21 protein-coding genes are annotated in these 24,369 nt (G+C 60.8%); 8 read left to right on the plus strand and 13 right to left on the minus strand.

All coding sequences use genetic code 11. The annotated features are described in order from the left end of the window. Positions 1–20 precede the first annotated feature (20 nt). Together GM668_RS19680 and GM668_RS19685 are read right to left on the minus strand one after the other, a co-directional pair. Positions 21–2,438: a bifunctional diguanylate cyclase/phosphodiesterase gene (locus GM668_RS19680; protein ID WP_155440652.1), complete on the minus strand. Its 2,418-nt coding sequence runs from the start codon at positions 2,436–2,438 to the stop codon at positions 21–23. 8 nt (positions 2,439–2,446) lie between these two features. Further along, complete coding sequence (locus tag GM668_RS19685; RefSeq protein WP_229499566.1) at positions 2,447–3,100, minus strand: methylamine utilization protein; 654 nt, start codon at positions 3,098–3,100, stop codon at positions 2,447–2,449. 218 nt (positions 3,101–3,318) lie between these two features. Here GM668_RS19685 and GM668_RS19690 point away from each other — a divergent pair, with 218 nt between their 5' ends. Beyond that, positions 3,319–5,067 carry a GGDEF domain-containing protein gene (locus GM668_RS19690; protein ID WP_155440691.1) on the plus strand — a complete coding sequence of 583 codons (1,749 nt, stop codon included), beginning with the start codon at positions 3,319–3,321 and terminating at the stop codon, positions 5,065–5,067. A 20-nt stretch (positions 5,068–5,087) separates the two neighbouring features. On the opposite strand, the gene GM668_RS19695 is transcribed toward GM668_RS19690, so the two are convergent. The 6 genes from GM668_RS19695 to GM668_RS19720 form a co-directional block, all read right to left on the minus strand. Further along, complete coding sequence (locus tag GM668_RS19695; RefSeq protein WP_155440653.1) at positions 5,088–5,861, minus strand: metal ABC transporter permease; 774 nt, start codon at positions 5,859–5,861, stop codon at positions 5,088–5,090. Beyond that, positions 5,861–6,772, minus strand: coding sequence for a metal ABC transporter substrate-binding protein (locus tag GM668_RS19700; RefSeq protein WP_155440654.1), 912 nt, complete (start codon positions 6,770–6,772; stop codon positions 5,861–5,863). The genes GM668_RS19695 and GM668_RS19700 overlap by 1 nt, the downstream gene beginning before the upstream one ends. A gap of 11 nt (positions 6,773–6,783) precedes the next feature. After that, complete coding sequence (locus GM668_RS19705; protein ID WP_155440655.1) at positions 6,784–8,241, minus strand: TonB-dependent receptor; 1,458 nt, start codon at positions 8,239–8,241, stop codon at positions 6,784–6,786. 83 nt (positions 8,242–8,324) lie between these two features. Beyond that, positions 8,325–8,678, minus strand: coding sequence for a hypothetical protein (locus GM668_RS19710; RefSeq protein WP_155440656.1), 354 nt, complete (start codon positions 8,676–8,678; stop codon positions 8,325–8,327). 122 nt (positions 8,679–8,800) lie between these two features. Continuing rightward, positions 8,801–9,424 carry a 3'-5' exonuclease gene (locus GM668_RS19715; protein WP_155440692.1) on the minus strand — a complete coding sequence of 208 codons (624 nt, stop codon included), beginning with the start codon at positions 9,422–9,424 and terminating at the stop codon, positions 8,801–8,803. Then, entirely contained in the window at positions 9,424–10,680 is a 1,257-nt protein-coding gene (locus tag GM668_RS19720) for an Hsp70 family protein (RefSeq protein WP_155440657.1), read from the minus strand. The genes GM668_RS19715 and GM668_RS19720 overlap by 1 nt, the downstream gene beginning before the upstream one ends. 196 nt (positions 10,681–10,876) lie before the next feature. Here GM668_RS19720 and GM668_RS19725 point away from each other — a divergent pair, with 196 nt between their 5' ends. From GM668_RS19725 to GM668_RS19735, 3 genes are all read left to right on the plus strand, one after another. Continuing rightward, positions 10,877–11,968, plus strand: a complete 1,092-nt coding sequence (locus tag GM668_RS19725) for a LacI family DNA-binding transcriptional regulator (protein WP_155440658.1) — start codon at positions 10,877–10,879, stop codon at positions 11,966–11,968. A gap of 72 nt (positions 11,969–12,040) precedes the next feature. Beyond that, positions 12,041–12,769: an SIMPL domain-containing protein gene (locus GM668_RS19730; RefSeq protein WP_170305720.1), complete on the plus strand. Its 729-nt coding sequence runs from the start codon at positions 12,041–12,043 to the stop codon at positions 12,767–12,769. A 9-nt stretch (positions 12,770–12,778) separates the two neighbouring features. Further along, a complete protein-coding gene (locus tag GM668_RS19735; RefSeq protein WP_155440660.1) occupies positions 12,779–13,729 on the plus strand; it encodes a gliding motility protein GldB-related protein in 951 nt (316 codons plus the stop codon). Positions 13,730–13,750: 21 nt separating this feature from the next. On the opposite strand, the gene GM668_RS19740 is transcribed toward GM668_RS19735, so the two are convergent. The 3 genes from GM668_RS19740 to GM668_RS19750 are packed head-to-tail and all read right to left on the minus strand — an operon-like array spanning position 13,751 to position 18,954. Continuing rightward, on the minus strand, positions 13,751–14,167 hold the full coding sequence (locus GM668_RS19740; RefSeq protein WP_229499568.1) for an MmcQ/YjbR family DNA-binding protein: 417 nt from the start codon (positions 14,165–14,167) through the stop codon (positions 13,751–13,753). Positions 14,168–14,183: 16 nt separating this feature from the next. Next, entirely contained in the window at positions 14,184–16,763 is a 2,580-nt protein-coding gene (cphA, locus tag GM668_RS19745; protein ID WP_155440661.1) for a cyanophycin synthetase, read from the minus strand. 25 nt (positions 16,764–16,788) lie between these two features. Continuing rightward, positions 16,789–18,954, minus strand: a complete 2,166-nt coding sequence (locus GM668_RS19750) for a cyanophycin synthetase (RefSeq protein WP_155440662.1) — start codon at positions 18,952–18,954, stop codon at positions 16,789–16,791. Between the two features lie 215 nt (positions 18,955–19,169). Here GM668_RS19750 and GM668_RS19755 point away from each other — a divergent pair, with 215 nt between their 5' ends. From GM668_RS19755 to GM668_RS19770, 4 genes are all read left to right on the plus strand, one after another. Continuing rightward, positions 19,170–21,452: a cyanophycin metabolism-associated ABC transporter gene (locus GM668_RS19755; RefSeq protein WP_155440663.1), complete on the plus strand. Its 2,283-nt coding sequence runs from the start codon at positions 19,170–19,172 to the stop codon at positions 21,450–21,452. A gap of 5 nt (positions 21,453–21,457) precedes the next feature. Beyond that, positions 21,458–21,937: a cyanophycin metabolism-associated DUF1854 family protein gene (locus tag GM668_RS19760; RefSeq protein ID WP_155440664.1), complete on the plus strand. Its 480-nt coding sequence runs from the start codon at positions 21,458–21,460 to the stop codon at positions 21,935–21,937. 6 nt (positions 21,938–21,943) lie between these two features. Then, positions 21,944–22,375 carry an NUDIX domain-containing protein gene (locus GM668_RS19765; RefSeq protein WP_155440665.1) on the plus strand — a complete coding sequence of 144 codons (432 nt, stop codon included), beginning with the start codon at positions 21,944–21,946 and terminating at the stop codon, positions 22,373–22,375. Between the two features lie 164 nt (positions 22,376–22,539). Next, positions 22,540–23,043: a hypothetical protein gene (locus GM668_RS19770; protein ID WP_155440666.1), complete on the plus strand. Its 504-nt coding sequence runs from the start codon at positions 22,540–22,542 to the stop codon at positions 23,041–23,043. Between the two features lie 15 nt (positions 23,044–23,058). Here GM668_RS19770 and GM668_RS19775 read toward each other — a convergent pair whose 3' ends face one another. Then, complete coding sequence (locus tag GM668_RS19775; protein ID WP_155440667.1) at positions 23,059–23,589, minus strand: thioredoxin family protein; 531 nt, start codon at positions 23,587–23,589, stop codon at positions 23,059–23,061. A gap of 2 nt (positions 23,590–23,591) precedes the next feature. Further along, positions 23,592–24,308, minus strand: coding sequence for a cytochrome c biogenesis CcdA family protein (locus tag GM668_RS19780; protein ID WP_155440668.1), 717 nt, complete (start codon positions 24,306–24,308; stop codon positions 23,592–23,594). Positions 24,309–24,369 lie beyond the last annotated feature (61 nt).

Consider the following 24,369-nt stretch of genomic DNA (forward strand, 5'->3'; position numbering starts at 1 on the left):
CAACGGGTTTGGAACAAGGATTATTTGGCGGCAGAAGCCACAGGATCTTCCGCCAGTCCGTCCGGCGGCTGCCATTGGCGGATCCATTGGGCCAGCCCGCTGGCAGGAATCGGCCGGCTCATGAAGTAGCCCTGCGCCTGGTCGCAACCCATCAGCACCAGCAGGCGCCACACGGCTTCGCTTTCGATGCCCTCGGCCACGACCCGCAAGCCCATGTTGTGGCCCAGGTCGATGGTGGAGCGGACGATCTTGGCGTCACCCGTATCGTGCTCCATGTTCAGCACAAACGATTTATCAATTTTTAATTCATTGACGGGCAAGCGCTTCAGATACGCCAGCGATGAATAGCCCGTGCCAAAATCGTCAATCGACAAATCCATGCCCATCAAGTGCAGGCGTTCCAGCGTCTGCTGCGCGCGCACCGGGTCATCCATGATGGCGCTTTCCGTGATTTCCAGGCAAAACGCGGATGGCCCCAGTTGATGCCGCGCCAGCACATCGGCAAACTTGGCCGGCAAATCCTGGTCCATCAAATCCCGTGTGGACAAATTCACGGACAGCTTTAGATGGATACCCTGGCTGGCCAGTTCGTGCGACAGGATGGCCGACTGCTCCATCATCCACCGCGTCAGCACGCGGATAAAGCCAGTCTGCTCTGCAAAGGGAATGAACTGGTCCGGGAATACATTGCCCCGTTCCGGATGCACCCAGCGCACCAGCGCTTCCGCCCCCACCGCCTTGCCCGTGGCCAGTGAAATCTTGGGCTGCACAAACAGCCGGAATTCATTGCGCTCGATCGCATTGCGCAATTCCGTCAACAGCGACAGGCTTTGCGCACTGGACTGGTCAAACACTGCGTCATACACGACCGCGCCTTCGGTGCGCTGCTTGGCTGTGTACATGGCCACTTCGGCCAGGCTCATTAACTGTTCCGCGCCATCGCCATGCAGCGGATACCCGGCGATGCCGACACCGGCCCCAATGTCTACCATCTGGTCGTCCAGCGACAGCGGCGTTTCCAGCGATGCCAGCAGTTCACGCGCCACCAGTTGCGCCAGCTGTAAATCGCAGTTCGGCAACAGCACGGCAAATTCATCGCCGCCGAGGCGGGCCACCTGCGCCGACGTGTTGCGGCGGCTGGTCAATGTCAGCTGCAAGCGTTCGGCCACTTGCCGCAACAGCGCGTCGCCAAACGTATGGCCCATGACGTCATTGACATGCTTGAAGCGGTCCAGGTCCATCATCAGCACAAACACGGATGATTCGCGCTTGCGGGCGTCGGCAATGGAGGTTTCCAAATGCACCACGAATTGTGCGCGATTCGGCAAGTTGGTCAGCGTATCCCAATATGCCAGGCGGCGGATTTCCTGTTCGCGGCGGGCGATGCCCTCCCGCATGCTGTCGAAAGCGTGCGCCAGTGTGCCGATTTCATCTTCCCTTACGAACTCGATCTGGCCCTTGTAGTCGCCCTTTTCCAGGCGTTTGGCCACGCTGACCAGTTCACGGATCGGCTGCGCAATGCGTTTGGCCGTCACCACACTGACGCTGGCTGAAATCACGATGCCCGCCACCGTCAGTCCCAGCAGCCAACGCTCGAGCCGCGAATATTCTGCAATGGCTTCATCAAATGAGCGGGCCAGCACGACTGACACGCCCTGCCCCGCGTCTTCGCCGATGGCCAGCCGCCGCGCGCTATACAGGCCATCGGCCAGCTCCACTTCAAATGCACCATCCGGCCCGGGTTTGGCCGATTCCATGTGCTGCACCAGCTCGGTCGCCACCGGCACAGGGAAAGTCGAGCCGACCGGCAGCCACTGGCCCTTGCTGTCGCGCGTCACTATCGACGTATGCAAGGCGCTGATGTTGCGCATTTCATCAGCAATCTGCCGGTCGATGGGGAATGTCATGACAATCCAGCCAATCACGATCGGCGCTTTGACCGGCATGACGACCACCTGGTAGGGATAGCGGTCAACGATGCCGATGCCATTGGCGCCGTCGGACGCTTCCGCCTGGTCCAGCATGCCCAGCACGAGTTTTTTCAACCCCGCCGCCTGCACTTCGCTGGTGGTGGCGCTGATGGTGCGCTCGGCGCTGACCAGCATCGACGCCGACGCCTTGATGCGGCGGCCGTGGTTGGCCAGTGCGGATTCAATGGTGGCCCGGTCCGTCTCATCGTTATTGCCGATGGCGGCCACGAATGCCGTGTCGCGCGCCAGCAGCCGCGCGCCAAAACGCAGGCTTTGCGCATTCTGGTCCAGCAGGCGGCGGAACACCTTGCTGCCGTTCGTGAGTTCCTGTGCAATCGCGGCGCGCGCGTTGGATTCAATCCCGCGCTGGATCACCAGCAAGCCGATCACTTGAACCGCCACGATCAGCAGCATGAACAGGGTCAGGATGCGGCTTTCCAGGCTGCGGAAATGCAGGCGTGCACGCATGGCGGTTCCTACAGCGCCGCTTCCGCCGCCGGCGGCTTCAAGGCCAGCCTGAACGTGGCGGTGGCTAGCGCATCGCCGGCTTTCAGCGCCAGCGGCTGTTCTTGCGGCTGGCCGCCCGCCATGTTGTAGTGCCACACTTTCAGCACATATTTGCCGCTGGCGGGCACGTCGATGCGCACCACGCCGGCAGCATCGGTCTTGCCGTAATACGGCGTTTCAACCACGCGGATATACGCCACCATTTTGTCGTGGATATTGCAGCCGAGGACAACGACACCCGCCTTGTCGAAGATTTGCGGCGACGCGCTGGTGCCAGAGTACAGTTTCTGGTCGAATTTGTGCGCCGGGGAAAACGAATAAATATGGTGGCGCACCCGGTCGTTATTGGGAAAGTCGATCCGGCTGCCCACTTGCACCACGGTTACCAGCGGAATGAATTTCAAGCCTTTTTGCTCGATCTCCGCACTCTTCAACGGCTTCGGCAACGCCGCACCGCTTTCAGCTTCCACATACACCACCGTGTCCGGCAGCGGATTGCCGGCACTGTCCGATACTTGCACCGCCACCCCGGACGCACTGGCGGCACAACTGGCAGCGGCCAGCAACAAGAAAACAGCAGCGCGGCGGATGTAAACCATGGGCAGGCAGGTAATGGCAGTCATTGAGACATTCTATTGTAGCCCTAGAGCAAAATTCGCCCTAGTCCTTTGCGCCATTCTTGCCGCGCAACTGTTTCTTCGATTCATCATCCTGTCATATTGACGCACTAATATGTTTTGGTCTTTTCATTAATAAGTTTCATATCGTGAACAACGTGGCCTACCTGCGCCGCCCGGCATCGCCGGCCCTTCAACCCGACGCCACGCCGGAAGCCGACTCCATGCTGCGCGCACAGTTGCTCGATATTATCGAACGCCGCCAATTAACCGCCCTGTTCCAGCCGATCGCCCATTTGCAGGGCGGCGCCATCATGGCCTACGAAGGCTTGATCCGGGGCCCGTCCGACAGTCCGCTGCACTCCCCGCTGAACCTGTTCAAAGCCGCCCGCGCCTGCAACCTGGCGCTGGAAGTGGAACACCTGTGCCGCCGCGTCGTGCTGGAACGCTTCGCGGAGTTGAAGCTGCCGGGCAAACTGTTCCTCAATGTCAGCCCGGAATGCCTGCTGCTGCAGCGCGATGAAGCGCGCGGCGAAACGCTGCAATACATCGAGCAAATCGGCATCAATCCGGACCGCGTGATTATCGAGTTGACGGAAAACCAGCCAACGTACAACTATGAATTGATGCGCGACGCGGTACTGCACTACCGCAACCTCGGCTTCCAGATCGCCATCGATGACCTGGGCGAAGGCTTTTCCAGCCTGCGGCTGTGGTCGGAATTGCGCCCCGAATATGTGAAGATCGACATGCACTTCATCCAGGGCATCCACCAGGATCCCGTGAAGCTGCAATTTGTCCGGTCGATCCAGGAAATTGCCGACAAGTCAGACACGCTGGTGATCGCCGAAGGCATAGAAGCCCAGGCGGAATTGCTGGTGCTGCGCGATTTGAATGTCGTGTACGGCCAGGGCTACCACCTGGGCCGCCCGCACGCCAATCCCGCCCGCGCACTGCCGGCCGAAGTCGCCAAAGCCTTGTCGCGCAACGGCGTGGCAGTCTACCCACAGCGCATCACCGAGCCGGCGACGATAGAAAAATTGCTGACGGAAGTGGCGGCGGTACCGCCCGGCATGAACAACAACGACGTGTATGACATCTTCATGCAAGACCCGAAGCTGATGATCATCCCTGTCGTCGATGACGGCATGCCACTGGGCTTGATTACGCGTTTTGCCATGATCGACCACTTTGCGCGGCCATATCAGCGGGAATTGTATGGCCGTAAATCGTGCCGCCAGTTCATGGATGGCAAACCGCTGGTGGCCGACAAGGGCACCAGTTTGCAGGAACTGTCGTACCGCATGGTTGAATCCGATGCGCACCACTTGTTCAATGGTTTCATCATTACAGACCAGGGGCGCTACGTTGGCATGGGCACAGGCCACGACTTGATGCGTGAAATCACGCAAATGCAAATCAACGCGGCGCGCTATGCCAACCCGCTGACGCAATTGCCGGGCAATGTGCCGATCAATGAACATATCGACCGCCTGCTGGAAAGCAGCACGCGCTTCTGGGTGTGCTATTGCGACCTGGACCACTTCAAACCCTTCAACGACGTGTATGGCTACCGCCGGGGCGACGACGTGATCCAGATGACGGGACGCATCCTGTCAGCGCACTGCGACCCGCACCGCGATTTCGTCGGCCATATCGGCGGCGACGACTTTATGATCCTGTTCCAGAGCGAAGACTGGGAAAGCCGCTGCCGCGGCATCCTGGCCGATTTTCAGCACTGCGTGCTGGATTTTTACAGCCTGGAAGACCGCGAACAGGGCGGCTACATCAGCGAAGACCGGCAAGGGAAGAAAGTGTTTTATTCGCTGATGAGCTTATCGCTGGGGGCGATCCGCGTGGAGCCGCAGCAGTTTTATTCGCATCACCAGATCGCAGCGCTGGCGTCGGACGCGAAAAAGCAGGCCAAGAAAATCCACGGCAACAGCTTGTTTGTCGATCGCCGGCAAGCTTGAGACCCGCCGGCGGCCCAGCATCAATGCGGCGACCGCGCCGGCGTCAGCGGCTTGGGGCCCACCGCATACACGCCAACGGCAATCACCGTCAGGCACCAAACAATCAGCGCCCCGGAAGGCAAGTCATACAGCGTGGACAACACCAGCCCCGCGGCATACCCCGCGGCGCCAATTGCATACGCCAGCAGCAACTGATGCTTGGCATAATGCCGCACGGCCAGCGCCGGAACGATCAGGCTGGTGAACACGAGATAGACGCCGACCAGCTGTACCGACGCCGTTACTGCCAGCGCGAACAGCAGATAAAACGGCAAGCGTCCCAGCTGCCCGTGCAGCAAATACAGCGCCAGGCCAATCACGCCCGTGACGATGGCCGGCAATACCAATTGGCTATAACGCACCCACAGGATTTGACCGGCCAATAAATCCTGCAAGTGTTCGCCGCCGTGCGGGTCGTGCGCGACCAGCAGCAAGCCTGCCGTGGCAGCCAGGATAAACAGGACGCCGATTTGCGCTTCCTGTACGTCGGGCCACTGTTTTTCCGTCCACGTCAGCAGCAATGCGCCCAGCACGGCGGCGCAGGCGGCCGCGCCCTGCACTGCCCATCCTTGCGGATCAAGGTCACCGACGCCGGCAATAATGACACCCAGCGCGGCAATCTGCGCGATGGCGAGGTCGATGAACACGATCCCCCGCTTCAGCACTTGCGAGCCTAGCGGTACGTGGGTCAGCAACACCAGCAGACCGGCAGCCAGCGCCGGTACGATGATGGTCAGGTCGAGACCGCCTTCCATTATTTATTTGCCTCCAACAGTTTTTGCACGGTGCTGTCAAAGAACGAGAACAAGTCGCGGCTCTTGTCATCGCCGCCAACAGTAAATGGCAGCACGACGGCAGGAATCTTTGCGTGCTCGGACAGCCACTGCGACGCGCGGCCATCCTGATACGCAGCCCGCACCACCATCTTGGCCGGCTGTTTTTGCAGCTGCGCCAGCAAACCGTTCAAGTGCGCTGCCGATGGTTCGACGCCGGGTTTCGGCTCCAGCGTGCCGACCTGGCGCATGCCCAGCCACCCCATCAGGTATTCCATGTTTTTATGGTGCTCCACCAGCGGCACACCTTTCAGCGGCGCCGCCTGCTGTTCCCATTTCGTGGTGGCTGCCGTCCAGCGTGCGGCGAAATCCTTGTAGCGGGCATCGTAATAGGCAGCGTTGGCGGCATCGAGTTCGCCCATGCGCTTGGCCAGCGCCGTCGCCACCAGCGCGATATTGCGGGGATTTTGCTGGATATGCGGGTTGCCGGCGGCATGCACGTCGCCCTCCGCACGGTCCAGTTTCGAAGGCACGTCCAGACGCGGCACCAGCGGCCCGGCCAGGAATTGACCCGGCTGTCCATCGGCGATTTTACTGTTGCCGGATTGCTGGATCAACACGGGCAGCCAGCCCACTTCCAGCTCCAGACCTGTGCATACGAGCAGATTGGCGTTGCGCGTACGGGCAATCAGGCTGGGGCGGGCTTCCACGCGGTGCGGATCTTGCAGCGCCGTGGTGGCGGACGACACTTTGACTTTATCGCCGCCCAGTTCCTTGACCAGCGCTTCCCATTCCGGTTCGCAGGCAAGGACATTCAATGCGGCGCTGGCCGGCGCCGCCCACAAGAAGGCGGAGGAAACCAGTGCGGCGGTAATCGGTGCAGGCAGTTTCATGATGGTGCTCCTCAGAAGGCGTGGGCCGCGTGCGTGCCGAGGCTCATGATGTATTGCAGGATGACCTGGTTGTCGGTGACGCCAGGACGGGACTTTTCTTGCGCGAATTGCAGGCGCAGGCGCGAGAATTCAGACGGGCTGTAATCAAACATGATGCTGGTCTTGCGCGGCGAATAAGGCTGCAACACCGCGAAGCTGTCCGCCGTCAGCGTGCCATCGTCCACCAGCCCGATATGGCGCGCGCCGGCCGTCAGGCGGTCATAGCGCAAGCCGGTACGCCAGTTCGGCATGAACTGGTAGACGCCTTGCGCATACCAGCCGGACTGTATGCCCGTGTAAGCGCTGCTGTATGCACGGCCCAGCGGACCGCCCGGACGCGCCGTGTCATATTCAAGATTGCCGCTGTCCTTGCTGCGGAAGTACTCGCCCTGCAATTTGAAATTCGTCGCTGTCGGATTGCCGTTGGGCGCCCATTTATAAATCGCGTCGGCAATCAACGTATTGGTCTTGCCGCTGAATGCATGGGCCAGGCCATCTTCTTCCCAGCCCCGCTGCTCCGCATGCGTGCGCAGCAGCGAGACGCCGACGCGGTAGCTGGCCGACTCGCCGATATCGTCGCCGATGCGGGCAAAGGCGGCGGCCGAGTTGGCGCCGTTGCGGTTGCGCGGCGTGCCGGGGAAATTGGCGCCATTGCCCAGTTCCACACCCAGCTCCACGAACTGGTCCAGCGGCGCCAGCCACTTGGCTTGCACGCCATCGGATTTGAACTGGCCTCCGAGGAAGACCTGGTACGCCAGCGGCGCATCGGCGAAATCCCACGTGTGGCTATGCTGGCTGTTCAGGTAGCCAATGGCGGACAGGAAGCGGCCCGCCTTCACATTGAAACCGCCACCGAGATCGCGCGTCTGGATAAACGCTTCTTCCACTTCCGCTTCATTTTCCGGCGTCAGCGCAAACGTCAGCTGGCCGGAAAACATCGGGTCGATATTCGCGCGCAGCGTGATTTCCGATTCGCCCAAATTAAAGCCTTTGGCGCCCGGTCCGGTTTCACCGCCAGGTGGCAGCATGCCCTGCACCCTGTATTGTTCCGGGTCTTGTTTCAGGCGCTGGAACGAGCCGCCGAGAATGGCGGAAATATCCGGATTGAACGCATTGCTGTTCGATTGCGCCGGTGCCGCGGCAACTGCAGGAGCCGCCGGCTGGGTGGCCGCATTTTGCGCGGCGGCGGCATTGGTATCAGCCTGCTGGGCCGTGGCGCTGGCGGCTTTCGCCTCCGTCTGGGCGGCGGCAGCCTGCGCCTGCGCCTGGGCCAGGCGCGATTCCAGCGCCGCCAGGCGTGCTTCATACGCCTCTTTCATCTGGCGGATTTGTTCGCGGATTTCCGCCAGTTCCCTGGTTTCCTTCGCGGAAGCCGCAGGCATGGCAAATACAGCGGCCAGCGCCGCAACGATGACACTTTTCTTCAACATCTTGATTCCTGTCTGGTATAGGTATAGGCGAGCCGGCGCGCGTATTGGCAATGCAGCGCAGCGGCCCGGAAAGCAATACGAAATCAGGCGAAGAAAGGCGGAGCGCGGGAATGGAAAACGCAGACGGTGCGCTTGCACGCTAGCGGCGTGTCAGCGACCAGGACGAATGGCGCCGAATGTTCGACGACCGGGAAGGTATAAGACGGTGTATCAAGCGCATTGGCGATGTGCGCAAAGGCCAGGCACTGGTCGCAATTCTGGTCCAGCGCCAGGTTTTTCGACGCACTGAAATTTTGCTCAACGGCGTCCCGCTCGGCCACTTGCGGCCGCTGGCTGAGATCCGACAGGTGCGATATCGCGTGCGTAATCCCCAGCTGCTGGGATAGCACCAGCAGCAGCGACAGCAAGGCATAAGCGATATGGCGTTTGACGATCACGGTACGACGCTTGAATGGCTTGTATAGATGAATGGGCGTATTGTAATCAGTCCGTCAATTTTTCCAAGCATTTTTTAACGGAACGCGTAACGCACTGTATCGGGCTGTATCGTACTTGCCAACTAAGCGCCAGCTTTGCTGAGAAACGCGTGCACTTTGGCCGCCGCCAGTTTATTCACGGACATCAGCAGCTCCGGCGCCACTTCCGCATAGCCGTAACGCTGGCCCAGGTGGCGCGCAATGTGCAGCAGCACTTCGGCCGCCACTTCCGCATCGGCCTCGGCCCGGTGGGCCGTGCCTTTAAAGCGGATGCCCAGGCTGCCGCACAGCGTGCCCAGCTTGTAGCTGCCCAGTTCAGGAAACACGCGGCGCGCCAGTTTCAGCGAACAGACCGGTCCCAGGTGGCGCGGCGCCAGTCCGGCGCGCGCGCTTTCCGCGTTGAGGAATTTTTCATCGAAGCTGGCGTTATGGGCGGACAGCATATCGCCGCCGATGAATTCCACCAGTTGCGGCACCACTTCACTGGCCGGCGGCGCGCTGTCGACCATTTTCTGCGTAATGCCCGTCAAGCCGGTAATGAACGGCGGTATCCGCACGCCGCAATTGACCAGCGAAACATAGCGGTCTGTGATGCGTCCTGCTTCGATCCGCAGCGCTGCCACTTCGGTAATGCGGTCGCCATGGTCCGGCGACAGACCCGTGGTCTCGAAGTCCAGCATAACAATGGGTTTGCTGTACACCGCCATCATGCGCCCCCGAACTTGCGCACGGCGTCCAGCGCCAGCCCGGCGCCAATGCTGCCGAACAAATCGCCTTCCACCCGGCGCGCATTCGGCACCACGGCGGCAATGCGCTCGCGCAGTGCATGCACGCCGGACGAGCCGCCCGTGAAGAATACGGTATCGACCGCATCAGCGGCCACGCCCGCATCGCGCAGCATGGCTTGCACGGTCTGTTCAACGGAACCCACCAGGTGGCTGATGGCGCCGTTGAAGCCCTCGCGCGTCAGGTCCACGTGCACCGGCGGAATCAGGCGATCCAGGTGCAATTGCACGCCGGCGGCGCCGGACAATGCGATCTTTCCTTCTTCCACTTGCATGGCCAGCCAGTGGCCGGCCCGTTCTTCAATCAGGTTTTGCAGGCGGCCCAGCTTTTCCGGTTCGCGCGCATCGCGCAGCAATTCCACCAGCTGCGCGTGCATTTTCTTCGTGTATGCCTGGTTAATGGTGTGCCACGTGGCCAGATTGAAGTAATAGCTCGACGGCACTTCCGCGCCGCCGTTCAATTGCGTGCCGAGACCCAGCAGCGGCATGACGGCCGACAGGCTCAGATATTTATCGAAGTCGGTGCCGCCTATGTGCACGCCGCCCGTGGCAAGGATGTCGTCGCGGCGGTCAGGTTTGGCCATGCGCTCCGGCGCCAGGCGCACCAGCGAAAAGTCCGACGTACCGCCGCCAATGTCGGCAATCAGCACCAGTTCTTCCCGGCTGATCTGGGATTCATAGTCAAATGCGGCGGCAATCGGTTCATACTGGAACGCGATGTCCTTGAAGCCGACGGCGCGGGCCACGTCGGCCAGCGTCTGTTCCGCAAGCTTGTCGTTTTCCGCATTGTCGTCAATGAAGTACACAGGGCGGCCAAACACGGCGGAAGCCAGCGGGCGGCCAGCCTCACGTTCGGCCCGGCGTTTCAATTCGCCGATGAATTGCTGCAGCAATGTGCGGAATGGCAGTGCGCGCCCCGCCACTTCGGTCTGGCCATCGATCAGCGACGTCCCCAGCAAGCTTTTCATCGAGCGCATCAGGCGCCCTTCGTAGCCGGCCAGGTACTCCGTCAGCGCGGCCCGGCCGTAGCTGGTAGTATCGTCGTCAGCGTTGAAGAAGACGACGGAAGGCAGCGTGACCTTGCCGTCTTCCAGCGGCAGCATCGTGGGCTGGCCTGGACGCACCCAGCCGACTGTGGAATTGGACGTGCCGAAATCAACGCCGCAAGCTGTGGCCATGCCTACCTCCGTTAAAAAGGGGCGGAATTATAACAGAATTGGCGCAATTTAACGCTAGTTGCTGCTTAGTAGTTTCCACGCGTCAATTTGCTGGAATTTTGTTTCATTTACGTGCAAACTATTGCCTTCGGGTAAGACCGTAAGATATTCTTAGCACAACTATAATCATGCTTGTTGGCATGGCCCTTCCGAGACGATGAGAACAAAGCAATCCACGCCTGCGCTGAGCCTTGCCGAGCACAAAGCAGCAATCCAGAAAGAAAACCGCCGTGTCACGTCCTACGATGTGGCGCTGGTGGCCGGCGTGTCGCAATCCGCCGTATCGCGCTGTTTCAAGCCGGGCGCCAGTGTGTCGAAGGCCACCTATGCCCGCGTGATGAAAGCCGCCGCAGCGCTGGACTATATCCCCAACGCGGCTGCGCGCAGCCTGATTACGCGCCGTACCAACATGGTGGCCGTGATCATTTCCAATATGGCCAACCTGGCTTATCCGGAAGCCCTGTCTGAACTGAGCCAGCAAATCGGCCGCCGCGGCAAGCGCGTGCTGCTGTTCACGTTGCAGCGCGAAACCGATATTGGCGCCGTGCTGAACGATGTGTGGCAATACCAGGTCGATGGCGTGATTGCCGCCGCCACACTGACCGATGAACAAATTGCAGAATTTGAACGCCGCCGCGTGCCGCTGGTGGTATTCAACCGCGGCTTGCGCGGCCAGGCCGTCAATACGGTTGCTTGCGACCATTACGAAGCGGGCCACATGCTGGTGGCGCGCCTGGCGTCCGCCGGCCACCGCATTATTGCCATTGTCGATGGCCCCGAGGACAACATAGTCGGCAGCGAACGCCGCCGTGGCGCATCGGACAAACTTGCGGAACTGGGCTTGCCCGCGCCCGTCATTGTGCGCGGCCATTTTGATTACGCCAGCGGCGCGCGCGGCTTGCGCGACATTATTTCGCGCCTGGGCCACGTGCCGGACGCCGTCATTTGCGGCAGCGACGTGATGGCCATCGGCTGTCTTGATTACGCGCGCCATGAACTGGGCTTATCGGTGCCGGCGCAATTGTCGGTAGCCGGCTTCGACGCGGTCGAACCATCGAACTGGCTCAGCTATAACCTGACGACCTTGCGCCAGCCGATCCAGAAAATGGCGGCGGCGGCGGCGGAATTGCTGCATAACCTGATTGAACTGGGTGAAGGCGAAGTCGAGAAGCGCATGTTTGCTTCGCAATTCATTGAAGGGACGACGGCGCGGCTGACGGCGCTGCCTGACGTGTCGCTGGCTGCCTGATTGTTTGACAGAAATATTGTCTTTAGTTAAAGTTTGCTTTTATGAAAAAAGCAACGATAACTGGAGAACATCTTGCTGAAGTCTGTCTTGGCGGCGCCGCTGCTGGCTGCCGCGCTTGCGGCTGGTGCACCATCCGCCACCGCTGCATCCGCCCTCCCCGACTACCCGTTTATCCACGCCAGCGGCCAGGCTTTTGTTTTTGTGCAGCCGAATGTGGGTGAAATAGATTTTGAAATTTCCGCCTCTCGCGCCTCGCCCGACGCGGCGGTTGCGCTGATTCAGCAGCACGTGGCGGAAATCCAGCAACTGATGTCGGACAACGGCGTCGCCGATAGCGACATCACGTTCAGCGACGTGCGCCGTGAACTCCGCAAAGGCGCCGATCCTGCCGCGCCCGAATACGACGTCAAGTGCACGGTTCACATTAACGTGCGCGACCTCGGTAAATGGCGCGCCATCATGGAACCATTGATCGCCAAGCCTGACCTCGATGCGTTTGCCACCACGCACGGCACCACGGAGCGCAAAAAAATCGAACAGGAACTCATCGCACAGGCGGTCCACGAGGCACAGGACAAGGCGCAGGCCATGGCGTCCGGTTTCGGCAAAAAAGTGGGCGCTGTCGCAGGGATTTCGTCGGGTGAAGTGAAAAACATCAGCCGTTCAGTCGGCCTGGCGCCAAGCGATATCTATTTCAACAGCGCTAACAATAAACGGCCGCAGCAGGACAGGTCGGACTTGTTAATGGTGGGTGCAATGAAGATGGCGCAGTCAGTCGATGTCATTTTCAAAATCAAGTGAGCTAAAACGATGAAAATTAGAAATATCCTGATGCCTGTCATCGCGCTGTGCAGTAGCGCAGTATTCGCTGCTGCCGGGGTTGATCCGCTCACAGCAGAAATCGGCATGCGCGACGCACAGCGTTTTGCCGAACTGATGAAGGGCAAGACGCTGCCGACGGCAGAAGCCTTACAGAGCGGCTATCTGGATGGCGGGGGTCTCGGCGTACAGATTTTCACACCGATGCGCATTGCCGGCGCGCAGCAACTGGCGCGCCAGGTCGCCAAGGATCCGGAAACGTACCGGTACACGATTAAAGAATGCCTGCCACGGCTGCCGCAACTGCAAGCAGATTTGAAGCAGATCTACCTGGGCTACACGGGCCTGCTGCCTGAGCGGCCGCTGCCCCGGATTGAAACCGTATTTGGCCGTATGAATTCCGGCGGCACCGCCAGCACGGAAGCGCAAGTGATCGGCCTGGAAGTGGCTTGCCCGCTGGGCGCGACGTTCGAACAATTCCGGACCAATATGCGCATGTACTTTGCGCATGAAACCGTCCACACGTGGCAGCAGGATCCGGACGAATGGAAAACGGACCCCTTGCTGTCGCAGGCGCTGCTGGAAGGGGTTGCTGATTATCTTGCTAGCCTCGTCATGGCAGAAGTGCCGAAACCGGAGCGTGACAGGTGGGCGCGCCAGCGCGAAGCGTGGCTATGGCAGGAATTCAGCCGTGACCGCCAGGCCCTCAACGCGGATCCCGCCAGCCTGGCCGACCCTGCCGCGAGTTCTCGCTTCAAACGCTGGTTTAACAATTGCGGCGACGCGCTGGACGGCTGGCCATGCGAAGCGGGTTATTGGGTCGGTATGCGCATTGCGGAAAGCTACGTGGCGCGCGCACCGGATAAACACGCGGCCATACGCAAATTGCTGGAACTGGAAAGTCCTGCCGCTATTTTGAAGGCCAGCGGCTATCAGCCGTAGGCCATCTGCAGGTATGTGACGTCATTGCTGGCCCGCTTCGCTGTCCGCGCCGATTGCACGCTGCTTTGCCTTGCTGAGCTGCGAAAGCGCCTTGTCATAAGACCACTGCACCAGTTCCCGCAAATAATCTTCCTGGAACTGCGCGACACGCACGATGGTCACCCAGTGATAGCGGCCCATATATCGCGCAGGCTTCACGCCGGGCATGCCCGTCAGCTCAAGAAACCGGTCCGGCGTGGTCCGAAAACTGAAGCGCCAGCGTTCCGGTTCGCTGGTTTTAAAGTAGGCAAAGGTCTTGCCTCCGACCTTGTAGGTGAGAATGTTAGTGGGCTCGCTGTGCAGCGTTTCAAGCGCTTCCGGAAAGCCCCGCAGCCACTGCTTCAATTCTTCAATGTTCATAGCGGTATAAAAAAAGGCACCGGTCAGGGTGCCTTTCATTGCAACGCCAAAGCGGTCAGCCTTCCGCTACCCGCTTGGCAATATGCGCCAGCGACTCTTCCACCTGATCGACCAGCACCAGGCACAGGTCGCCCGGCTGCAAACGGTTCAGCGCCGTGTCAATCGCGATAAATTCGCCATTGATTTCATCGATGTGCGTGGTGCGCGGCGCACCGTTCAAGCCTTCGCGCAGCAGGCGCACCACTTCGCCGTCTTCACGGCCGCGCTGGCACGCGTCCTGGTACAGCACCACGTCGTCAAAGGCGCGGCCCAGGATTTCCGTTTGCTGGCGGATGTCTTCGTCGCGGCGGTCGCCGGCGCCGGAAATCACCACCGCGCGGCGTTTCGCCGGCAGCGCATCGACTGCCTGCACCAGCGCCAGCATCGCGTCCGGGTTATGGCCATAGTCGGCAATCACGGTCGCGCCCTTGAAGTCGAACATGTTGAAACGGCCCGGCGCATTGGCCGAATCGTTGTCGAACGTGGCCAGGCCCTTGCGGATCGATGCCCAGTCAATGCCGGCGCCCCAGGCAGCCGCCACGGACGCCATGACGTTTTCAACCTGGAAGCCGATCGCGCCGTTTTTCGTGATCGGGACTTCCGACAGCGGGATGCGTTCTTCCGCCTTGCCTTCCACGCATACGACGCAGCCATCGTCCACGTACACGGTACGGCGGCCCTGCGCAATGTGCGTCGCGATAACCGGGTGCTCGCGGTCGGCGCCAAAGAACGTGACCTTGCCACGGCACGAAGCCGCCATGCCTGCCACGATCGGATCGATCGCGTTCAATACGGCGACGCCGTTCTTGTCCACGTTTTGTACGATCACGCGCTTCAATACCGCCAGGTCTTCCACGGTCGTGATGTAGTTCAGGCCCAGGTGGTCGCCCGCGCCAATGTTGGTCACGACTGCCACTTTGCAGCGGTCGAACGCCAACCCTTCACGCAAGATACCGCCACGCGCCGTTTCAAACACAGCCGCATCGACATCCGGATGCTGCAGCACATTGCGCGCGCTGCGCGGGCCCGAACAGTCGCCGCTGTCGGTGCGGCGGCCATTGATGTAGACGCCGTCGGTATTGGTCATGCCCACGCGCAGGCCGGACGCCGCCATCAGGTGCGCCGTCAGCCGCACGGTAGTGGTCTTGCCGTTGGTGCCAGTGACCGCCACGACAGGAATACGGCCATCGTCGCCCTCTGGGAACATGGCGGAAATGATGGCTTCGCCCACCGGCCGGCCTTTGCCGTACGATGGCGACAAGTGCATGCGCAGGCCAGGCGCCGCGTTGACTTCCACCACGCCGCCGCCTTGCGCTTCGATCGGCTGCAGCACGCTGTCGCACACGACGTCCACGCCGCAAATATCGAGGCCGATCATTTGCGCCGCTTCGACGGCGCGCGCCGCCACTTCCGGATGCACGTCATCCGTCACGTCGGTGGCGGAACCGCCGGTCGACAGGTTGGCGTTGTTACGCAGGATCACGCGCTGGCCGTGCGGCGGAACCGAATCCGCATTCAAGCCTTGCAGCGCCAGGCGTTCCAGCGCGATGTCATCGAAACGGATCTTGGTGAGGGACGTGGCATGGCCGGAACCGCGGCGCGGGTCGGCATTGACGGTTTCCACCAGCTGGCGCACCGAGTGCACGCCATCGCCCACCACGTGCGGCGGATCGCGGCGTGCGGCGGCCACCAGCTTGTTGCCGATGACGAGCAAGCGGAAATCATGGCCCGGCAGGAAGCGCTCGACGAGAATGTCATCGCGGAATTCGCGGGCGGCGGCAAACGCCTTGTCGATCTGTTCGCGCGTGGTGACGTTGACCGTGACACCCTTGCCCTGGTTGCCATCTTTCGGCTTGACCACGACCGGCACGTCTGGCACGCCGATTTCCACGGCGGCTTTCCACGCATCGTCTGCATCCTCGACGGAACGGCCATGCGGCACCGGCACGCCGGCCGCGTCCAGCAGTTTTTTCGTCAATTCCTTGTCTTGCGCGATGGTCTCGGCAATGGCGCCGGTGGAATCCATCTCGGCAGCCTGGATGCGGCGCTGGCGCGAACCCCAGCCAAACATCACCATCGACCCTTTGGTCATGCGCTTGAACGGGATATTGCGCACCACGGCAGCGTGCACGATGGCGCCCGTACTTGGACCCAGGCGCTCATCTTCATCCAGGTCGCGCAAGCGGTGCAGCGCGTCGGCCAGGTCGAACGGCGTGTCGTCCAGCGCAGACTTGATCAACTGTTCGGCCAGTTCCACGGCCAGACGGCCCACTTCTTCTTCCGTGTATTCCACCACCATCTGGTAGATGCCCGGCTCCAGTGTCGGGCTGGTGCGGCTGAAGGTCACAGGGCAGCCTGCTTCGGCTTGCAGCGCCAGCATCGTCAGTTCCAGCACATGCGCCATCGGCACCGCATCGTTATGGCCGATCGGCTGCAGCGCAGCGATGCCCGGGAAGCGCGCACGCAGGCGGACTTCGAACCCCGGCAGCAAATCGATGTTCTCTTCCTGCGGCGAGCAGGAAACGATGGCTTCGATTGCCGTGTGGTGGCTCCAAAGATTAGGGCCGCGCAGCGCGCGGATGCGTTTAACTTCCATTACCTTGTCCTGTTTGGGGTGTCTATCAGTTGGCCTTGAACGTGCGCAGCGCGGCGGCAATCAGGCTCGGTTCCAGGCCCAGCGCCCAGCCGGCGCCGATGGCGGCCAGCACGGCTTCTTCATTGCCTTTTTGGCTGGCCGGCATGCACGACAGCGGCAGCACAGCCACTTCATTGGCGCCGGCCGCCAGCACAAAGCCATTCTGGCGCATGAATACAGCGCGCTCGCCATCCTGGCGGTGTTCAACGATGGCCGGCGTATTTTCATCCAGCGCATAGAAGATCACGAAGCCGTCCGACAAGTCAGCCATTTCCACCACGCGCGGGTCTTCCGCATTCAGCACGGCGGCGCCTTCCGGCAGCACCACATCCACTTGCGTACGCAGCACGCTGTACATGTCGTCCGCATCGCGGATAAAGAATTCCGCCAGGTCTTCATGGCCGCTGCTGTCGGTGACGATGCCGACCAGGCATTTGTCGTACGCCAGACCTTCGGACAAGATCATGCGGTTGCCGTTATGGAATACGGCAGCTTCAACGTTGCGGTTCAGCAGCAGGCGCTGGCCGGAATCCCACGCGGAGAGCGGACCGCGCGGCACCTTGCGGCCATTCAGGTATATCCCTTCTTCGCAGGCCAGGCCCGTCATCTTGCCGGCCACCTGCAGCAGCCATGCCGTCAGTTTCGCAATCAGCACGGAATGGCGTTCACCGGCCACGCCCACCACAGGGATGCGGCCGGTTTCGTCGGCGGCAAACAGCTGGTCGACAATGGCAGCCCCCACAGGACGGGGCTGCGACCCCTCGGCAGGTTTCAAATGCGCCAGCAAGCCTGGGCTGGCGTTGACTTCGATAATTGCGCCGCCCTGCTCTTCCAGCGGCTTGGAAATGTCTTGCGCCACCAGGTCGATGCCGGCAATGTCCAGGCCCACGACGCGGGCAGCCAAGGTGGCCATTTCCGCCACATCCGGGTGCACCAGGTCTGTCACGTCGACAGCCACGTTGCCGTTGGGCTGGATCAGCACTTGCTGGCCGGCGTGCGGCACGGATGTATGCGTCATGTTTTGACGCTGCAATTCCAGGATGATTTCACCGGAAATGTCCGGCTGCACCAGTCCCAGCGGCTTGTCTTCCGTGGTGCCGCGGCGCGGATCCGTATTGATCTGGCTATTGCACAGTTCAAGGATGTTGTGCTTGCCGTCGCCGGTGACCCACAGCGATTCGCCCATGGCGGCGGCAATCATGCGCTTGCCCACCACCAGCAAGCGGTGCTCATTGCCCGGAATAAAGCGTTCAATGATGACGTTGCGGCTGCCGCCGCGCTGCACTGCCAGGTCGTAGGCGGCGCGCACGTCTTGTTCTTCGGTCAGGTTCAGCGTGACGCCACGGCCATGGTTGCCGTCGTACGGCTTGACGACCACCGGCACGCCGATGTCTTCGGCAGCTTCCCATGCGGCGTCTGCGCTGGTCACCAGTTCGCCTTCCGGCACCGGCACACCGGCCGAGGCCAGCAGCGACTTGGTCAAATCCTTGTCGCTGGCAATGCCTTCGGCAATCGCGCTGGTGGCATCGGTTTCCGCGGTCCAGATGCGGCGCTGGCGGGCGCCATGCCCCAGCTGCACCAGGTTACCGTCCGTCAATCGGATCGATGGAATGCGGCGGTCGGTCGCGGCATCGACGATATTGCTGGTCGATGGGCCCAGGCACAGGCTTTCCACCATGTCGGTGAGCTTTTGCACGGTGGCCGCCACGTCGTACGGGCGGTCTTCAATGGCGGCCATTAGCAATTCGCGGCCGGCAGCCAGGGCTGCGCGCCCCACTTGTTCCTGGCGCGTGCGGAACGCCATTTTATAGATGACGCCGGCTTCCGACGTCTGGCGGGTCTTGCCAAAACCAGTACGCATGCCGGCCAGGTTTTGCAATTCCAGCACCACGTGTTCAAGGATGTGGCCAGCGTACGTGCCTTCACGCAGGCGTTCGTGGAAGCCGCCCCGTTCGCCCACACCGCAACGGTGCTCGATCAGGTGCGGCAACATGGCCGTCAGGCGCTCGTAGAGGCCAGGGATTTTGTCAGAGGGGTAGTTTTCCAGCTCGCCGATATCCAACCAGGCTTCGATGACCGGGCGGTACGTCCAGATATTGGGTCCGCGCAGGTGTGTTACACGGAGAAATTCTATGTCTTTCTTCTTTGTCATGTTTTTGCTCTTGTATCTCTCGCGGGGTATACTCCGCGAAAGCTGGCCGCCCTCTTCTTTATAACGTCAAATGATGTATAGCTGACAGAATACCGTAATTGGTTGCCGCGTACAGCTTCCAAACGTCTCTTGGCCACCGGTTGGCGGTCATGCTATTTTCCCACTGTTTTTACTTCCTTGCCACGTGGCAAACCCGTACTGGAGTCTGTTGCACAATGATAACAACACAACTTTCCTCTGAATTAAGCCATACAGAACTACCTGAAGTATGGCGGCCAGAGGTGCAACTACAACTTGCCTCCGGGGAAAACGTTTTAAGTGCCCTCGAGGTTGACCTCGATGCCAGATTACATTTTGCCAAGGGTCTCGTCCTGCTGACCGAGCGCCGCATTATGGCACGCGCGCCGGGGGAAACGGTATGGCAATCTTGGCCTTATACCCCCGATTTAACGCTGAAACTGCATGACCATGCGGGCGTTGGCCATCTGGAATTAGTAAATCACCAACAACGGCTGGGCTCGTGGCGCTTCACGCTGGGCCAGAATTTGCTGGCCATCCGCCTGTCCGAAAAATTCACTGCATTGCGCGACAGCTTCGTCACGCAGCAGCCTATCGTCCAGAGCGAAGACCATATCTGCCCCACCTGCAAGGCGCCGCTGGAGCCGGACCAGGATGAGTGCCCGATCTGCACCAAAGTCGTCCATACGCCGCCATCCACGTGGACGCTGTTCCGCCTGTGGCGCTTTGCGAAACCGTACCGCTGGCCCCTGCTGGCCGGATTTTCGCTGATGCTGCTGTCGACCGGCGCACACATGATTCCGCCGTACCTGACGATGCCGCTGATGGACAACGTGCTGATTCCGTACCAGAACGGTGCGCCCGTCAATACGCACCTGGTGTGGCTGTACATGTCCGGCCTGTTCGGCTCCGCGCTGCTGGCGTGGGTGCTGGGCTGGGGCAAGACCTACGTGCTGGCCCTCGTGTCGGAACGCATCGGCGCCGACTTGCGCACGACCACGTATGAACACTTGCTGAAGTTGTCGCTGGAATACTTCGGCGGCAAGCGCACGGGCGACTTGATGTCGCGGATCGGGTCTGAATCCGACCGGATTTGCGTGTTCCTGTCGCTGCACTTGCTGGACTTCGCGTCCGACGTGCTGATGATCGTCATGACGGGCGTCATCCTCGTGTCGATCGATCCGATGCTGGCCGCCATTTCCCTGCTGCCGCTGCCATTCATTGCGTGGCTGATCCACCTGGTGCGCGACAAGCTGCGCACCGGCTTTGAAAAAATCGACCGCGTGTGGGGCGAAGTCACCAACGTGCTGGCCGATACCATCCCCGGCATCCGCGTGGTGAAAGCGTTTGCGCAGGAATCGCGCGAAGCCAACCGCTTCCGCGTGGCCAATAAACACAACCTGGCCGTCAACGATAAATTGAACAAGGTGTGGTCGCTGTTCTCGCCCACCGTGTCGTTCCTGACCGAACTGGGTTTGCTGGTGATCTGGGTCTTTGGTATCTGGCAAGTGTCGAAGCAGCACATCACGGTCGGCGTGCTGACCGCGTTTGTCACGTATTCCAGCCGTTTCTATGGCCGTCTCGATTCCATGAGCCGTATCGTGTCCGTCACGCAGAAATCCGCGTCGGCCGCCAAGCGTATCTTCGACATCCTGGACCACGTGTCGTCCGTACCGGAACCAGCCAACCCGGTGAAATTGAAGAAAGTCGAAGGCAACATCGCGCTGCGCGAAGTAGGCTTCCGCTACGGCAACCGCGCCGTCAACCGCGGTATCAACATCAATATCAAGGCCGGTGAGATGGTGGGCCTGGTGGGCCACTCCGGTTCCGGCAAGTCCACGCTGGTGAACTTGATTTGCCGCTTCTACGACGTGTCGGAAGGCGCGATTTTGCTGGACGGCGTCGATATCCGCGCGCTGGCCGTGTCGGACTACCGCCGCAATATCGGCCTCGTGCTGCAGGAGCCCTTCCTGTTCTTCGGCACCATTGCGGAAAATATTGCCTATGGCCGCCCGGACGCCACGCGCGAACAAATCATTGCGGCAGCCCGCGCCGCCCACGCGCATGAATTCATCCTGCGCCTGCCGCAAGGCTACGATTCCATGGTGGGTGAACGCGGCCAGGGTTTATCGGGCGGCGAGCGCCAGCGTATCTCGATTGCCCGCGCACTGCTGATTGATCCGCCTATCCTGATCCTCGACGAAGCCACGGCATCGGTGGATTCGGAAACGGAAAAAGAAATCCAGAAAGCGCTGGACAACCTGGTGACGGGCCGTACGACGATCGCCATCGCCCACCGCTTGTCGACGCTGCAAAAGGCGGACCGGCTGGTGGTGCTGGACCGCGGCAAAGTCGTGGAAGAAGGCGGCCATGATGAATTGATGGCCAAGGAAGGCGCGTATTATCGCCTGTACCAGGCCCAGGCCCGCAACGTCGACACGGATCTCGACGACGCCACCCGCAAACGCCACGACGACTGAACCCTATGAACGACATCATCAAAACGCAATTTACGCTGTCGCGCGACGCTTTCGGCAAACTCAATCTCACCGACGCCACGGGCGAATTGCACGAAAACGTGTCGCCTGTGCGGGCGTTTCCCATCCAGGCGCCGGAATCCGGCATTTCGCTGGTCAATACGGATGGCAAGGAAGTGGGCTGGATCGAGCACCTGGACCAGCTCAGCGGCGCCAATGCCGCGCTGGTGCGCGAAGAATTGCAGGGACGCGAATTCATGCCGGAAATTTCTCGTATTGTTGCCGTGACCAGCTTTGCCACGCCCTGCACGTGGACCGTGGAAACCAGCCGTGGCCCCACGGACTTTGTGCTGCGCGGCGAGGAAGATATCCGCCGTATCGGTACCGACGCGCTGCTGGTTTCGGATACGCACGGGATACACTTCCTGATCCGCAACCAGTTCGAGCTGGATAAGCACAGCAAAAAAATCCTGGACCGCTTCCTGTAATCGGCCATGAAACAGAAATCCCTGTCCGCTGGCGCCGTCGTCATACACGGCTGGGGCGACCAGCGCAAATACCTGCTGATGCGCTGTTTCCAGTACTGGGATTTCCCGAAAGGCATGGTGGAAAAAGGCGAATCGCCGTTCCTGGCGGCGCAGCGGGAAATTGCCGAAGAAGCCACGTTGACGGATTTATCGTTCCCATGGGGCGAGGCTTATACGGAAACCGCGCCGTACGGCGACGGCAAGGTGGCCCGCTATTACCTGGCAGTCAGCGCCACGCAAGAAGTGGTGCTGGGTTATAGCGAAGAACTGGGCCAGCCGGAACACGATGAATTCCGCTGGCTCGATGTCGATGCCGCCCGTGCCCTGCTAGGGCCGCGGGTACGCGCCGTGCTGGAGTGGGGACACGCGCTATCCGCCACGCCTCCGCTGTCGCCGTGAGACGACAGTTTCCTTAACGCAACTCTCACTCATTGTCGCTTTTCTTTACAGCACTACCTGTTCCGACTAGTATGAAACCAGTAAGTCACTGAAATGCAATAATTTTTAATTCCCGGTACGAAAATTGCCTTTATGGTATTGCGTAAGCTCTGACGGAGGTGGGTATGGCTATCGCAAACCGCACTGTATGGCCGCTATTACTGCAAACAGCCATGAGCTTATGCGCTGCTGCGGGGTCTGCCTTTGCCGAAGTGAAGAATACCGAAACACTTGCCGCGCTGACCGAAGACACTGCACCGGCACATGCCGGTCAACCTGTACCACTCAACTGGCTGGAGCAGCCGTTGCATGCCCAAGCTAATCCCGGACTGGAAAGCCAGCCCGTCGATCTCCCCGCAACTGAAATAACAGCCAGCCAAATCAAGCACATTGGACGCCAGCGCGAAGACCTGGACTTGTCTGCCAACGACTCCGCCGCCCAGCGTTGGAACTTGACGAACGATGAACCGCTGTTTGGCGAGCACTGGTGGCAGCCCGTCACGGGCATCGCTGCGGCATTACTGGTTGCCGTGCTGATGTACATGCGCCATCCCATCCAGCGCAAGCGCAAATACCGCCGTACACCGCACGAACCAACCGGGGAATACAGCCGCAGGCGGCCACTGTAAGCCGGACCAGCTGCTTTAGCGCGGCCCAGGTTCTGCCAGCAATTGCTGGATCTTTGCTTCGGTCTGCGCGTACGATCCCTCGCCAAAGTGCGAATACGCGAGCTTGCCGTTCTTGTCGAACAGGTACACGGCAGGCCAATAGCGGTTGCCGAACGCTTCCCATGTGGCGTAGCGGTTGTCCTGTGCGACCGGATAGCGGATATCGAAGCGTTTCATGGCGGTCTTCACGTTGTCCGTGCTGCGTTCGTGCGGGAATTCCGGCGTATGCACACCGACCACCGCCAGCCCCTGCTGCTGGTATTTCTGGTGCCACGCTTTGACGTACGGCAGCGTGTTGACACAGTTGATGCACGTGTACGTCCAGAAATCCACCAGCACGACCTTGCCCTTCAATTGCTGCATGGTCAGCGGATCGCTGTTGAGCCATTTTTCTATGCCGGTGAATTCCGGGGCGGGCGTGCCGAAGGTCAGCGCGCTGGCCGGCGCCACGGCGGAAGCGGCCGTCAATACACACGCCAGCGCCAGGTTTTTATAGGAAGTCATCATGGTTACAATCCTTTCAGGTTGGGGAAATATTGCGCTGCCCACGCATAGGCCAGCACGTCGTACTGCAGGTAAATCGCCATGGCGGTGGCCACCACCAGTACGCCAAATACCTGCTGCATGCGGTGCGCATGGCGCGACAGCCAGCGTACCCGGGTGGTGGCGGCCTGGCCGCCATAGATAATGGCCAGCATGGGAATGCCCGCGCCGATCGCATACGCCGCCAGCAACGCGGCCGACCAGCCGGGCGCCTGGGCTTTGACGACCAGCGCCAGGATGGCCGCCAGCACCGGGCCGGCGCAGGGTGTCCACACGGCGCCCAGCGACATGCCCATGACAAAGCCGCCCAGGTTGCCGCTATCGTTTTTCACCGCGCTGCCACCCCGTTCGGGCAACAGCGCCTGCACGCGGCGCACGAGCCAGTCATATGGCTGCGGCCAGATACGCAGCACACCGGCCAGCGCCAGCGCGGCAATGGCTGTACTGCGCAGCACGTCCTGCGCCACGCCGGCCAGCGACGATGCCGCGCCCAGCAGCATGGCAAACGAGGCAAACGCCAGCACGAAGCCCGCCACGATAAACAGCGGGCGGCGCCCCCGCGGCCCAACGGCGCTGCCCAGCACAATCGGCACGATGGGCAAAATGCACGGCGACGCCACCGTAAAAACGCCGGCCAGCAAGGCCAGCGGCAATTCCAGCAAGTTCGGGGTTGAAGTCAGCATGGCGTTTTCCTGTGTGATCGACAGGCTCTATTGGAACGCCGCCACGTATCGGGCTTGTGTC

The organism is Pseudoduganella ginsengisoli, assembly GCF_009720865.1.
In the GTDB taxonomy this organism is placed as follows: Bacteria; Pseudomonadota; Gammaproteobacteria; order Burkholderiales; family Burkholderiaceae_D; genus Rugamonas; species Rugamonas ginsengisoli.

Bases quoted from the DNA above. Each gene is read 5' to 3' on its own strand.
- GM668_RS19680 (WP_155440652.1), bottom strand. From the start codon at position 2,438: ATGCGTGCACGCCTGCATTTCCGCAGCCTGGAAAGCCGCATCCTGACC.
- GM668_RS19685 (WP_229499566.1), bottom strand. From the start codon at position 3,100: ATGACTGCCATTACCTGCCTGCCCATGGTTTACATCCGCCGCGCTGCT.
- GM668_RS19690 (WP_155440691.1), top strand. From the start codon at position 3,319: ATGCTGCGCGCACAGTTGCTCGATATTATCGAACGCCGCCAATTAACC.
- GM668_RS19695 (WP_155440653.1), bottom strand. From the start codon at position 5,861: ATGGAAGGCGGTCTCGACCTGACCATCATCGTACCGGCGCTGGCTGCC.
- GM668_RS19700 (WP_155440654.1), bottom strand. From the start codon at position 6,772: ATGAAACTGCCTGCACCGATTACCGCCGCACTGGTTTCCTCCGCCTTC.
- GM668_RS19705 (WP_155440655.1), bottom strand. From the start codon at position 8,241: ATGTTGAAGAAAAGTGTCATCGTTGCGGCGCTGGCCGCTGTATTTGCC.
- GM668_RS19715 (WP_155440692.1), bottom strand. From the start codon at position 9,424: ATGGCGGTGTACAGCAAACCCATTGTTATGCTGGACTTCGAGACCACG.
- GM668_RS19720 (WP_155440657.1), bottom strand. From the start codon at position 10,680: ATGGCCACAGCTTGCGGCGTTGATTTCGGCACGTCCAATTCCACAGTC.
- GM668_RS19725 (WP_155440658.1), top strand. From the start codon at position 10,877: ATGAGAACAAAGCAATCCACGCCTGCGCTGAGCCTTGCCGAGCACAAA.
- GM668_RS19735 (WP_155440660.1), top strand. From the start codon at position 12,779: ATGAAAATTAGAAATATCCTGATGCCTGTCATCGCGCTGTGCAGTAGC.
- GM668_RS19740 (WP_229499568.1), bottom strand. From the start codon at position 14,167: ATGAAAGGCACCCTGACCGGTGCCTTTTTTTATACCGCTATGAACATT.
- cphA (WP_155440661.1), bottom strand. From the start codon at position 16,763: ATGGAAGTTAAACGCATCCGCGCGCTGCGCGGCCCTAATCTTTGGAGC.
- GM668_RS19750 (WP_155440662.1), bottom strand. From the start codon at position 18,954: ATGACAAAGAAGAAAGACATAGAATTTCTCCGTGTAACACACCTGCGC.
- GM668_RS19755 (WP_155440663.1), top strand. From the start codon at position 19,170: ATGATAACAACACAACTTTCCTCTGAATTAAGCCATACAGAACTACCT.
- GM668_RS19760 (WP_155440664.1), top strand. From the start codon at position 21,458: ATGAACGACATCATCAAAACGCAATTTACGCTGTCGCGCGACGCTTTC.
- GM668_RS19765 (WP_155440665.1), top strand. From the start codon at position 21,944: ATGAAACAGAAATCCCTGTCCGCTGGCGCCGTCGTCATACACGGCTGG.
- GM668_RS19770 (WP_155440666.1), top strand. From the start codon at position 22,540: ATGGCTATCGCAAACCGCACTGTATGGCCGCTATTACTGCAAACAGCC.
- GM668_RS19775 (WP_155440667.1), bottom strand. From the start codon at position 23,589: ATGATGACTTCCTATAAAAACCTGGCGCTGGCGTGTGTATTGACGGCC.
- GM668_RS19780 (WP_155440668.1), bottom strand. From the start codon at position 24,308: ATGCTGACTTCAACCCCGAACTTGCTGGAATTGCCGCTGGCCTTGCTG.